Source organism: Stakelama sediminis (assembly GCF_014199335.1).
In the GTDB taxonomy this organism is placed as follows: domain Bacteria; phylum Pseudomonadota; class Alphaproteobacteria; order Sphingomonadales; family Sphingomonadaceae; genus Sphingomonas; species Sphingomonas sediminis.
Window position 1 is genome coordinate 31611 of the sequence record NZ_JACIJI010000002.1, and the last position, 12584, is coordinate 44194.

The window sequence follows — 12584 nt, forward strand, 5'->3', positions numbered from 1 at the left end:
TGACCGGCGCGCGGCCGGCCGTGCCGCGCGCCGTCTGATCGGGGGAAATTTGTGCTTGATCGAACCAGACTGGCGCTTGCAGCCGGTACCGCAATAGCCCTTATGCAGGCACCCGCATTCGCCCAGGATCAGGATGCCGGGCCACCGCCCGGTGCGCCGCAGGGGCCGTATGATATCGTTGTTATCGGCCAGCCGGTCGAGGATGCACCGGCCAAGCTCGACCATATCATGTCGGAGGTGGACGGGACGAAGATCACTGTCACCAAAAAGACGACCGTCACCAAATTGAATCTGCAGCCGACCGTTATCGACAATAACCAGAAACAGTTGTTCGTGCGCTCACCGGGCCTGTTGGTTACGGACCAGCAGACGCCCACCCAGTATAATCTGAACTATCGCGGCCTCGGCAATCCGCAGGAGTCGGAGTTTATTCTGGCGCTGCAGAACGGTCTGCCGATCTCGACCGACTGGATCGGTTTTCCGACGCTTTATTACGAACCCTTGCCGCAGGAAGTCGCCAAAATCGAACTGATCCGGGGCGGGTCCAGCCTGATGTACGGTCCCAATCCGGCACCGGCGGTCAATTTCGTGCTCAAACGGCCGCGCGCCGGTGAACCGATCGGCGCCTATAGCGAGAACAGTTTTGGCAGCGACGACCTGTTTTCAAGCTTCAACGCCATTGAAGGATCGGTCGGCAAGGTCGAATTCCGCGCCAGCTATGGCCACGTTCATGACGGCGGGCAGCGCCAGAATTCCGCGTCCGACCTCGATCAGGTGCGGACCTATCTGGCTTATCGTCCCGATGGCGGTTCTCTGTGGTATGCCGATTTCCAGTACCATAATGTCAGCGCAGGCGATCCCGGCCGGATCGGCTATCCGCAATTCCTGACCGATGCGGACTATTCGCCGACGCCGTTCAATCATGACTGGATCCGGCGCACGTCGATCACGCTTGGAAATGAGAGCGACCTTGGCAACGGCTGGAAGCTGGAGGCGAAGGGCTGGGCGGCATGGCAGACAATCCACACCCGCGCCGCCGCCAATCAGGCGCCTGGTGCTCCGCCGCCGGCCACCACAACGATCGAGGACGAGCAGTTTCACAGTCAGGGTCTGGATGTGCGGGCGGTTAAGCATTGGGGGCGCGGCAATGCGCTCACGATCGGATCGGTCGTCTATCACGACGATGCGCCTTTCCGCGAATGGACCAGTACCGATATCACGGCACCGCGCGACCTTAACGATGGTACGCCGCGGCTCGATCAGCAGCGCTACACCGCGTATCAGGCTGTGTTTGTCGAGAATGTGTTTCGGCTTCCCCATCGGTGGCATGTCGTACCTTCGGTACGGTTGGAGCATGAAGTCATCGACATCGATGAAAGCGTTCGACCACCGTTCCTGACGCGCCCACTGATCAAGGAGCATGCCTCACGCGTGGTGCCGTTGTTCGGGCTGGGGCTCGGCTTCGATTTCGGGCATCAGAACGAGACCTATTTCAGCGTCAGCAACGGCTATCGGCCGCTGCGGTTCTTCGACGTCGCATCGCCCTTCTCCAATGTCGGCCCGGGTAATGTTGCCGATCCCCAGAAATCGCTTTCCTGGGAGGTCGGGGTGCATGGCACTCCGGTAACAGGATTGTTTTATGATATCAGCCTGTTCTGGATCAACTTTCGCAACCGGATTGAGACGGTTGCGCTCAACAATACCGATCTTGTCAACGTCAATAGCGGCGACACCCGCCATCGCGGATTCGAAGGCCAGGTCTCGTATGATTTTCTCGCGCATCGTGGCGGCGATACGCATCTGATCGCTTTCGGCAATCTCAGCCTGCTGGATGCGACCTTCGTCAAAAGCGATATCGCCGGACAGGTCGGCAAGACACCCGCTTACGCGCCCGGCCTGATCGCCAAATACGGGATTACCTTCCGTCGCGATCGCCGTTTCGATGTCAGTGTCACCGGCATCAGTGTCAGTTCGCAATATTGGCAGGACTCGAACGCGCCGACCGGGTCAGGCGACAGCTATATCCCCGCGAGAATCCCCGCCTATGCCGTGTTCGATATCGCCGCCGACGTTTATCTCACAAAGAAACTGCGGCTGCTGGCGGGCGTTTCCAATATCGGCGACCGGAAATATTATGACCGGGTGTTTCTGAACGGTCTCGAACCAGCACGCGACCGCAAAGCGTATGCCGGTTTTGCCGTGGGGTTCTGAATGCAGGGCAAACGGCCTTTGCGCTTATTACTGACTGATCCGCGACCTGTCGCATCTTCACGGCATTAGAGCGGCGGGATCGCAAGGGCGACGCCGCCGCTCCCAGACCGTATTCAGGTCAATGCACGATGACTTCGCGCATGACATAGGTTCCGGAGATGTGGCGAATCTTGTTGTAAAGTTTCAGCACCGTCTCATTGTCCTTGTCGAGACTGGTTTTACCATAGGCGTCGAGGAATTTCATATATTGGGCTTTGTTTCCCGCCCATGCCTCGACCGACGGATACACGATTTCCAGCACCAGATCGAAGCTGTGATCGGTCGGTGCCGTGTTCCAGTAGATATGATAGTCCTGAATAATTCCCAGCTTTTTGGCGATTTCGCTGCTGCCGATCCAGGTTGACTTGAGACCTTGCAGATAGGTTTCGAACTGCCCCTCGTCGACGTTGACGGTGGTCATTTCGATGACCTGCGGCCCCGGTTCATAATCCTTGTAGAGTTCCATTTGGGCCGCCGCCGGGCTGGACAGCGATGTTACGGACACTGCTGCCAGTACCGGCAGGGCCAGATGCTTCCAATTCATGACAATTCCCCTGTTGTCGCGGCCACAGCACTGCGCGCCGCAGCCCTTTTCCTGACAGAGGCAAAAGGATAAATCCTGATGGAAAGGTGATGTAGCTACACCTTATGGAGTGCCACATTGATTATTTGTCATATTCGGGCATAATTTCTGCACAGCATATTGGTTTCTCTTGGGGGGAGAGACAGATGCGGCGGGCAAAATGACTTTTTCGGCAGGAGATGGGGCTCATGAGGCCCGGGCGATGCCGGGCGCTCCCCGAATTCCTCCGGATCGCTTCCGTATCGGGGCATTCGTTGTCGATCCAACTGGCAACCTGCTGGAATGTCTGGGCGTCCGCCACGCCGTCGAGCCCTTGGTGATGGACGTCTTGTGCTTTCTGGCAGGCCGTGCCGGAGAAACGGTTTCCCGCGACGAATTGATTGAGCATGTCTGGTTTTTCAATCCCTATGCCGATGAGAGCCTGACACGCGCGATTTCTCTGCTTCGCCGGATATTCCGGCATGACCCGGAAGCGGGAAACTATATCGAAACAGCGTGGAAACGCGGGTATAGATTAACTGCTCCTGTAGCGCCGCTGGTGCCGAGGCGCCGTCTTCCGGTCTGCTATCAGGCACCGTCGCTTGAAGATGAATTTGCGGTGGCGGTGTTGCCGTTCCGCCGGCAATCAATCGCGGAAGGCGACGGTTTTCTTGCCGATGGTTTAACGCGTGATCTGACAATGTTGCTCTCACGCGTCCCACGGCTGCGGGTTGCGGCGTATAGTTCGGCCCAGACCGTACGCGAAGGGGACATTCGGGCGCCAGCCATTTCCAGCCGTCTTGACGTTCGCTACCTCGTTTCCGGCTCGCTTGCGCGGCAGGGGGAGAATTTCCAGCTTCGCGTGGCGCTGATGGACGGAGTCGATGACGCCCAGCTATGGGCACAGCGGATCGACGCCAGACTGGATCAGTTCTTTTCGGTTCAGGACAGGATCGTGCTCGACGTCTCGACCTCGCTTTCCTCCGCGCTTCACCTGTCGCATGCTGCGGCGCTTCAGCAGCGCAGGCCGTTTCAGCTCAATGCCTATGAACTCGTCCAGCGCGCCGAGGCGTTGCGTCTTCACTATAATCGGGAGGCAGCGCAGGAAATTGTCGGCCTGTTGGAACAGGCGCTGGAAATCGATCCCAATGACGGTGCCGTACATGCCGCACTTGCGGTGCAGCATACGCAGAACGTCACCAGTAAGTTCTGCGACGCGCCGGCGGAGACTTTTTCGCTGGCCAAGCGTCATATCGATACCGGGCTTGCCCTTTCACCGCACGATCCGGACGTCCTGGCGGCTGCGGGAATAACCGCCACGATGATGGGCAATGCACGGCTTGCCGTGCGTCATTTGCGTGCTGCGATGGAGCAGGATCCCAACAACGCACACACGCTGGCCGTGCTGGGCTGGCAACAATGCTGGCTGACCGGCGGGGAAGAAGGCCTGCGGATGATCAAAACCGCAGAGGAACGCGCGCCGAACCATCCGCGCTTTTCGGTATGGGCCCATTATCGCGGGCATTGCGAAATCAGGCTCGGGCATGTCGAGCAGGCGATCCATGCCTATCGGGATGGGGAGCAGCGTAACCCCGGTTACAGCCTTAATCTGGTGACGCTGGCCGCTGCCCAGGCCGTGGCGGGTCAGACCGAAGAGGCGCGTGCCACCCTGATGCGGCTGAGGGCGATCGCCCCGGATTATACGCTGCAAGACTATAACAGCCTGGCCCGTCGAATGGTTTATTGGTTCGGCGACGAGATTACACGCAGGGCTATGATCTCCGCCATGGCCGAAGTCTGGCAAACTTTGCCGCCGGCCGGAGCATAAGCGGGCCTGATTGACGGCATCGTTGTTACTGTACCAGGATATCGATTTCAGCCGGTTTCCCCACGCACCAGTGTCAGTCTTCCTGCCTGCGCCCGGTCAGTACCATCATCAGCGCGGGCAGGAACAGTAGTACCAGCGGCACGGCGGCAGTCAGACCAAAGATGATCGCAGTGGCAAGCGGGCGTTGCAGCCCCGCCCCGCGACTGATGCCGAGTGCCAGCGGGCTGAGCGTCAGGATCGCGATCAGGGCCGACATCAGGATCGGCCTGAGCCGCTTCATTCCCGCTTCTTTCAAGAGGACGAAATCCACCGGGCGAGCGACATCCATTTCGGCAAAGAAGAAAACAATCAGTTCGGTGACCATGCCGACCACCATGGTCAGTCCCATCAGCGCGGAAATATCGAGTTCGATGCCGGTGATCCAAAGTCCGCACAACACCGTCGCCGCCGACAGCAGCACCGTCACCAGCGCGGCAACGGTCCAGATGATCCGTTCGTAGAGGAAGGTCAGCAACAGCGCCGATAGCAGCAGCGCGGCTGCAAAGACGATTGCCAGATCGGTGAAGCTCTTTTGCTGTTGCGCATACATGCCGCCATATTCGACGCGGATCGAACGTGGGAGGTTCAGGCCCGCAACCGTTTTGCGGACGTCTTTCATGCCCGATCCCAGATCGCGCCCTTCCAGCCGCGCGGTCACGTCGATGAACGGGGCCAGATCCTCGCGCGTCAATTGTTTTTGCCCGGCGAGGATCGATACCTTCGCAATCTGGGCGACCCGCACGCTATGCCCGTCAGGCGCGGTAATCGGCAGGTCGGCAATCTCGCTGGCGCGCTGACGCAGATCGCCGGGGCCGCGCACACGCACGTCGATCATCTGTTCGCCCACACGGATGCGCGTCGATTGTGTGCCGCCGACCAGCGCTTCCAACTGGGTCGCGACCGCGTCCGGGTCCAGCCCCTGTTGCAGTGCTGCCCCCGGATCGACCTTTACGCCAATGGCGTCACCCGCAACACGCAACCCGTCGACAACCTCCCCCACGCCGTTGATCTTGCCGATCGCGGCGCCGACTTTCTTTGCAGCATCGGCAAGCTGGGTCGGGTTGTCGCCGAACAGCTTGATCTCGATCGGCTGGGGAACCGCCGTCAGATCGCCGATCAGGTCTTCCATCAACTGTGCGGTTTCGATGTCCAGTCCGGGCACCTTTGCCTGAATCTGGTTGCGGATATCGCTCATCACCTGCCAGATGGGTTTGCGCGAACCGCTTTTCAGACGGATGAAATAATCGCCCTCATCCGCTTCGGTCAGGCCGCCGCCCAGTTGCAGGCCGGTCCGCCGCGAATAGCTTTCCACCGCCGGGTTTGCCTGAATGATCTGTTCGACTTGCTTGAGCAGACGGTTGGTATCGCTGAGCGCAGCACCCGGCTGCGCCCTATAGTCGAGGATGAAGCCGCCCTCATCCATTTTTGGCATGAAACCCGACGGTACATGCCTGTAGGAATAGAAACCGCCGACCGCGAGCACGATGGCGACGATCGCCACGATCAGCGCAGGTCGCCCGAATGTCCGGTCGAAGGCGCGTTCATAGCCATGGGTGAGGCGTCCCATGAACCCGCCCGCATTCTCCGCCGCCTCGGCATCCTTGGGGCGCAGCCAGTATGCGGCCACCAGCGGGATCAGGAAACGCGCATACAGCAGGGATATAGCAAGTGCGGCGACCATGGTAATCGCCAGCGCCTTGAAGAAACCGCCCGTCACCCCGGAAATGAAGGCGAGGGGGAGGAACACCACGATCGTCGCGCCGGTCGACCCGAACAGCGGTTTGCCCATCTCGGCCGCGGCATGGAGCAGACCGGGCGGATCGGTGGCCACGCCCTCCTGCATCCGGCGCATCATATGTTCCAGCATCACCACCGCGTCGTCGATGATCAGGCCGACCGCTGCAGCCATGCCGCCCAGCGTCATCATGTCGAAATGCATCCCCAGCGCGAACAGGATGACGCAGGTGCCCGCCAGGACGGCGGGCAACACCGCTGCCGTAATCGCCATCAGCCGCGCAGAGCGAAGGAATACAAACAGGACCAGCCCGGCCAGCACAGCGCCCAGCAGAATGGCATCGCGCACCGCATTGGCGGCGCCGGTGACCAGTTGCGACTGGTCGTAAAAAGGCGTGACCTTCACGCTGGGCGGCAGGCCGAGCGCTTTCATCTTTGCCGCAACATCGTGCGCGACCTGCACCGTGTCGCCGCTATAGGTCTGACGAACATTGACCAGCACCGCATTCTGCCCGTTCGAGGTGACGAGCGTGTAATTGGGAACGACCGATGACCGCACGGTCGCAACGCCGCCAACGGTTACCAGCCCTCCACCGGCGGAATTACCCGCGCGGATCGGCGTGGCGGCAATGTCCGCGGCGTTTTTCAGCCGGTTCTGCACCAGCAAAAGGTACAGGCGGTGGCGGTCCTGTAACCGCCCTGCACCGCGCACGACATTGGCTTTGCTCAGTGCTGCGCTGACATCGTCGGGGCTGATCCCCAGTGCGTTCAGCTTGCCGGGGTCGATATCGACCTCGAACGTGCGTGGCGATCCGCCGAGAATGTTGACGGCGGCCACCCCGGTAATACCGGTCAGCGCCGGACGGATGCGAAGCGTGGCAAGCTGTCGCAGCGCTTCCTGATCCAGTGTGGGGGAGGTCAGCGCGATGCCATAGACCGGAAAGACGGTTGGGTCGGCGCGCCAGGCGTCATAGCGCGTGCCGCTGGGCAAATCAGGTTGAATCGTCGATAGCGCTCCCTGCACCGCCAGCAGCGCCTGAGGCATGTTATGACCCCAGTCGAAATTAAGCTGGATCTCCGCCGATCCGCGGCTGGTGGTGGAGCGGATGCGGGTGACGCCCGGCACCGCCCGCAGCGCGATTTCCATCGGGCGCGTGATCGCCGCCTCCATTTGCGCGGCATCGCGTTCGCCCGCATCGATCGAAACGATGACGCGCGGATAGGCAATCTGCGGAAACAGGCTGACCGGTAGCTTGAGCGCGCCGAAGACGCCGCCGAGAGTCAGCAGTATCATCGCGAGCCAGAGCGCGCGGGCATGGCGGGACAGGTGCGACTTCATCTGGTGCGCACCTTCATTCCGTCTTCGACGCCTGTACCACCGGCAATCACCACTTTGTCGCCAGCCGCCACGCCGCTCAGGATTGCGACCCGTTTCGGCCCGCTTGCACCGGTTTGTACATCATGGCGATGCGCGATGCCGTTGCGTACGACATAGACATATGCCTGCCCGCCATCGTTGAGCAGCGCGGCATAGGGCACGGTCACGTCGCTGCCTGCCTGGGTAACCGGTACGGTGGCGGTCAGCGTCTGGCCTGGCCCGAAATGCAGGGCTTGCGGAACCCGGATATAGACCGATGCCAACCGGGTTTGCGGGTCGACCGTCGGATCGACCGACAGTATCGGCGCGTCGAAGGGCGGGCTGCCGTCGCTCGCCCGGATCGTGAGTACCGTACCGGGCGACAGCTTGCCCGCGACCGCAGGCGAAACCCCGAACCGCGCACGCAGCGTCCCGCGTCGCGATATCGTTGCAATGGTCGTACCTGCCGAGACGAGATTTCCGGGATTAGCTGTGACCGACTGCACGAACCCGGCCCCCGGCGCGCGCAGTGCGAGACCGTTTGTCTGGCTGGTCAGGCTGGCGAGCATGGCCTGTGCGCTCTGAGCAGCCTTGCGTGCGCTTTCGACATCCGCATCGCTGGCCAGTCCGTCGCTGCGCAGTCGTTGCGCGCGGGCAAGCGCTTCGCTCGCCGTCTGCGCATCGCTGCGTGCCTGAATCAACTGGGCCTGTGTCGTCGGGCTGGGCCGCAGGCGGACGACTAGCTGACCCCGGTGCACCGGCGTACCGACCGGGGCAGCGATAGCGGCGACAATCGCTTCCACCGGGGCGGACAGCGTATATTGCGCCTCGGCCCCGGTTTCGACGCTGCCATACAGCGTCATGCTTTGCGCCACCGCCTGCTTCTGCGCAGTGCCCAGCGACACCAGCGCGACAGGCGTGGGGGAATTGTCCTGCGCACCGCCGCCGGAACAGGCGGACAGGCTAATCAGACAGGCAAACACAAAGGGTCGGATCATTGCGGCCAGGTCTCCCTCGGCGCGCCCGTCAACAGTTCGAGCGCAATCATTTGCTGGACGATGTCGGTGTCGCTCTGCGCGATCAGCATCCGCCGGTCGCGCAGCGCCTGTTCGGCATTGAGCGCGCTTTCCAGCGATAGGTCGCCATGCGCTTCGGCGCGGCGCGATGCCTGCGCATAATGGCGAACCTCGGGAAGCCCCTTTAACGCGTCCGCGCGCTGGCGCATCGCCACCCGGATTCCGGCGACCGCAGCACCGATATCGGCGCGGGTCTGAAACAGCCGGGCGTCATATTCGGCCTTCAGCGCCGCACGCGTGGCGCGAGCGACTGCAATCCCGCCGCGGTTACGGTTCCATAGCGGCAGGGTGAAATCGACGGCAGGACCGACCATGAAGTTGCCCGCCGAATCGCGATTGGCATTGATCGTCAGGGTCAGGTTGGGAAACTGGTCGAGCACCGCCTTGTGCACCGATGCTTCCTGCGACTGATAGCCCGCACGCAATGCGGCAAGGTCGGTGCGATCCTTACGCGCCACCGCGAACAGTGTTGCGACCGCAGGCGGGGCGGGCGGCAGCGCGACCGGCGCCAGCGCGAAACGCGTACCCGGCGGAAAGCCGAGCAGCTTATCCAGTTCCTCGCGTGCGGCGGCGAGGTTGCCCTGCGCCGTTCGCAGCGTTTGCGCGGCATTCAGTTCGGACAGGCGCGCCGCCTGCAACCGGTCATCGGCAACATCGCCGCGTGCAGTGGCCCGCTGGATACGGGTGAGCAGCGATTGCGCAACCGTCTGGCTCTTTTGCGCAAGTGCGACAATTTCGGTCAGCCCTTCGATCCGGGCGGCCTGTATCCGCGCCTGCCCGGCGGTCTGCCATTCCGCCCAGGCGAGGTCGAGCCGGACCTGCCGGGCGTCTGCTTCCGCCCTGGCGCGCGTGACGCCACGGGTGCGCAGCGCATTGATGTCCAGCCCCAGCGCGCTGGCAAGGTCGAGAAAAGGATCGGGACCGGTAATCACCTTGTTCGCGCCCAGACTGACGCTGGGATCGGGCAACAGTCCGGCGGCAAAAACCTGCGCGTCGGTGACACCGGCGCGAACGCGCTGAGCCTTCAGGTCGGGATTATTGATGACCGCAATCGTCGCAATCGCGTCGGGCGTCAGCGGCTTGGAAAGGTCGAGCGTTACCGGCTTTAGCCATGGCCGCTGAATCGCATTTGCCTTTGCTTCGAGAACCGAAGGAACGGGCGGCGTCAGGGCCGTTCCCGCATCGTCCAGCGGACGCGAGGTGTAGGTTGCGCAGCCCGACAGGAGCAACGCCAGCGGGATCGCGCCCTTGCGCAGGATCATAGGGTCTCCTCGGGAAAGAAGATGACGGCTTCCAGTCCCGGCGCGCGATCGCGCAGCGCAAGGCGCGCCCGATGTGCGGCGGCGATGGCCGAAACCAGACTCAGGCCAAGGCCATGGCCGGGGGTCGATCGTGACGTTTCCAGCCGGACGAAACGTTGCACCACCCGATCACGCTGGTCGGCGGGAATGCCGGGGCCGGTATCGGCGACATAGACGGCAGGGCGCCCGCCCTCATGGCCGATACCGATGACGATAGCGCTGCCTTCCGGGGTATGGCGCAAGGCATTTTCAATCAGGTTGATCAGAGCCTGCGCCAGCAATTCGCGGTCGCCCTCTACACGTGCAGGGGCATCGATACGCACGCTCAGCCTCTTGCCCGCATCCTCGGCCAGCGGTTCGTGCGATTCGGCAATGTCGGTGACCAGCGTTTCGAGATCCACCGGGCCGAAATTTCGGCGCAGACTTCCTTCCTCCAGTTCGGAGATGCGCAGGATCGCATCGAACAGACGGAGCACGTCGTCGGCATTGTCGACAGCATCGTCGATCCGTACCGCCCACTGATCATCCGGGGCCGGTTCGTGCAACGCTTCCAGCCGGTTGCGCAGTCGCATCAGCGGCGTGCGCAGGTCGTGGGCGAGGTCGCTCGTCACCTGCCGCAAATTGGCGATCAGGCCGACGATCCGGTCGAGCATGGCATTGAGCGACGCCGCCACGCGGTCGAATTCATCGTCATGCGGCCCGACGATCATGCGGCGGCTGAGATCGCCACCCGCGATAGCGCCTGCGGTCGTTTCGATCCGCGCCAGCCTGCGCCGCAGATAGGCGCCCAGAATCAACGCCCCGGCAACGCCGATACACAGCACGACAATGAAAGCGATGCCGAAGATGGTCAGGATCGTCGCGTCGATCTGTTCCAGCGACTCCTTGTCGGCCGCGACCGTCAGGCGATATCCGCCGGGAAGCCCGACCGTTCTGGCCCGTGCCCTGTCCGGTCCTTCGCGCGGATCGCGAAACACAATATCGTGCCATCCCAGTGGCGGCATCGGTGTATCGAGAGCACCCGCCACGCGTTTGCCGGTCGACGCGAACACGGCATATCCCAGCGCATCCGGGCCGCCGCTTTCCCTGCCTCGAACCGCATCCATCACACCGCGCATCCCTTCGTCATACAGCTCGGCGGTAATTGCACTGCTCGCCTGTTCGATATTGGCGTCCATCTGCCGGGCAAAGGCGACATGGGCGGCGTAGAAAACCGCTATGCCGATCAGCAGCGTCGCCAGCGCAAAGGCCAGCGACGAGGCGAATGCGATGCGATAGGCCGCGCTGTTGACCAGCGTCTTCATGCGGCCCTGATCCGATATCCCACGCCGCGTTCGGTTTCGATCAGGTCGGGCAGACCGCCCTCGTTCAGCTTGGTGCGCAACCGGCTGATATGCGTTTCGACGATCTTGGTCTGCGGATCGAAATGGAAATCCCATACCCGTTCCAGCAGCATGGTGCGCGTCACAAACTCGCCTGCATGACGCATCAGTTCCTCCAGCAGGCGAAACTCCTTGGGCTGCAACAACACCAGTGCGCCGTCGCGACGAACCTCACGTGCCAGCAGATCCATTTCCAGAGACGGCGTGTTCAGGCGCGTTGCGACCGCCTGCGGCGCGCTGCGCCTGCCCAGCGCATGCACGCGCGCGGCAAGCTCGCTGAAAGCGAAGGGCTTGACCAGATAATCATCCGCCCCGGCGTCCAGTCCGGCGACGCGATCCTCAATCCGGCCTAGCGCGGTAAGCATCAGCGCAGGGGTCGTAATATCGGCAGTACGCAGCCGCTTGAGTACCGACAGCCCGTCCAGTCCGGGCATCATACGGTCCAGCACCAGAAGATCGAATTGCTCGGTCAGGCCAAGATGGAGCGCATCTTCACCATCGCGAGCGACAACGACATTATGGCCAAGTTCGCCGAGCCCTCGCTCGACGAACCCGGCCGTTTCCTTGTCATCCTCTGCGATCAGGATGCGCATCGGGCGATATCAGTCCTTCTCACCTGCGGTTTCATAGCTGCTTTCGACAATCTTGCCGCTATTGGCATCGACGCCGATTTCATGAACCCGATTGCCTTGCCTGATGTCGAAGGAATAACGCCATGCGCCATTTTCCTTTTCATAATCGGCTTCGAGCACTTTGCCCGGCGCGGCCTTCAGCGCAATGCGCTCTGCCTGAGCCTTGGTGATTCTGGCCGCGGGATGCGCTTGCGCAGCAAAGGGAAGCGCGGCCGCGATCGCGGCGACGGGAAGGATTTGCATAAACTTGTTCACGAGGGTTCTCCGTTGGAATTTGTGCAGAGCACGTGAACGGGAATAGTGCCCTATAGATTGGGGTACGGTCGCGATGGGGTTACAATTTCCCAACCTTCGCTTTCGCAGTGCGACCGACAGGCCTTCCGATGTCGATTTGCAGGGTGGGGGAATACGGAGACCGTTCCG

The 12584-nt window shown here is 61.9% G+C and carries 9 protein-coding genes; 2 read left to right on the top strand and 7 right to left on the bottom strand.

All coding sequences use genetic code 11. The features are described from left to right. Positions 1-51: 51 nt before the first annotated feature. A complete protein-coding gene (locus tag FHR23_RS06840) occupies positions 52-2211 on the top strand; it encodes a TonB-dependent receptor domain-containing protein (protein ID WP_184002276.1) in 2160 nt (719 codons plus the stop codon). A 118-nt stretch (positions 2212-2329) separates the two neighbouring features. On the opposite strand, the gene FHR23_RS06845 is transcribed toward FHR23_RS06840, so the two are convergent. Then, positions 2330-2794 carry a hypothetical protein gene (locus tag FHR23_RS06845; protein ID WP_184002278.1) on the bottom strand — a complete coding sequence of 155 codons (465 nt, stop codon included), beginning with the start codon at positions 2792-2794 and terminating at the stop codon, positions 2330-2332. A 241-nt stretch (positions 2795-3035) separates the two neighbouring features. Here FHR23_RS06845 and FHR23_RS06850 point away from each other — a divergent pair, with 241 nt between their 5' ends. Next, a complete protein-coding gene (locus tag FHR23_RS06850; protein ID WP_184002280.1) occupies positions 3036-4640 on the top strand; it encodes a winged helix-turn-helix domain-containing protein in 1605 nt (534 codons plus the stop codon). Between the two features lie 73 nt (positions 4641-4713). Here FHR23_RS06850 and FHR23_RS06855 read toward each other — a convergent pair whose 3' ends face one another. The 6 genes from FHR23_RS06855 to FHR23_RS06880 are packed head-to-tail and all read right to left on the bottom strand — an operon-like array spanning position 4714 to position 12416. Continuing rightward, on the bottom strand, positions 4714-7752 hold the full coding sequence (locus FHR23_RS06855; RefSeq protein WP_184002282.1) for an efflux RND transporter permease subunit: 3039 nt from the start codon (positions 7750-7752) through the stop codon (positions 4714-4716). Then, positions 7749-8768 carry an efflux RND transporter periplasmic adaptor subunit gene (locus FHR23_RS06860; RefSeq protein WP_184002284.1) on the bottom strand — a complete coding sequence of 340 codons (1020 nt, stop codon included), beginning with the start codon at positions 8766-8768 and terminating at the stop codon, positions 7749-7751. Before FHR23_RS06860 ends, FHR23_RS06855 begins: the two co-directional genes overlap by 4 nt. Beyond that, positions 8765-10108, bottom strand: a complete 1344-nt coding sequence (locus FHR23_RS06865; protein WP_184002286.1) for a TolC family protein — start codon at positions 10106-10108, stop codon at positions 8765-8767. Before FHR23_RS06865 ends, FHR23_RS06860 begins: the two co-directional genes overlap by 4 nt. Continuing rightward, positions 10105-11451 carry a sensor histidine kinase gene (locus tag FHR23_RS06870; RefSeq protein WP_184002288.1) on the bottom strand — a complete coding sequence of 449 codons (1347 nt, stop codon included), beginning with the start codon at positions 11449-11451 and terminating at the stop codon, positions 10105-10107. The genes FHR23_RS06865 and FHR23_RS06870 overlap by 4 nt, the downstream gene beginning before the upstream one ends. Further along, entirely contained in the window at positions 11448-12122 is a 675-nt protein-coding gene (locus tag FHR23_RS06875) for a response regulator transcription factor (protein WP_184002290.1), read from the bottom strand. Before FHR23_RS06875 ends, FHR23_RS06870 begins: the two co-directional genes overlap by 4 nt. Positions 12123-12131: 9 nt before the next feature. Next, entirely contained in the window at positions 12132-12416 is a 285-nt protein-coding gene (locus tag FHR23_RS06880) for a PepSY domain-containing protein (protein WP_343043051.1), read from the bottom strand. Between the last annotated feature and the right edge of the window lie 168 nt (positions 12417-12584).

Excerpts from the sequence above, each read along its gene's own strand:
- FHR23_RS06845 (WP_184002278.1), bottom strand. The coding sequence starts at position 2,794 with ATGAATTGGAAGCATCTGGCCCTGCCGGTACTGGCAGCAGTGTCCGTA.
- FHR23_RS06850 (WP_184002280.1), top strand. The coding sequence starts at position 3,036 with ATGCCGGGCGCTCCCCGAATTCCTCCGGATCGCTTCCGTATCGGGGCA.
- FHR23_RS06855 (WP_184002282.1), bottom strand. The coding sequence starts at position 7,752 with ATGAAGTCGCACCTGTCCCGCCATGCCCGCGCGCTCTGGCTCGCGATG.
- FHR23_RS06860 (WP_184002284.1), bottom strand. The coding sequence starts at position 8,768 with ATGATCCGACCCTTTGTGTTTGCCTGTCTGATTAGCCTGTCCGCCTGT.
- FHR23_RS06865 (WP_184002286.1), bottom strand. The coding sequence starts at position 10,108 with ATGATCCTGCGCAAGGGCGCGATCCCGCTGGCGTTGCTCCTGTCGGGC.
- FHR23_RS06870 (WP_184002288.1), bottom strand. The coding sequence starts at position 11,451 with ATGAAGACGCTGGTCAACAGCGCGGCCTATCGCATCGCATTCGCCTCG.
- FHR23_RS06875 (WP_184002290.1), bottom strand. The coding sequence starts at position 12,122 with ATGCGCATCCTGATCGCAGAGGATGACAAGGAAACGGCCGGGTTCGTC.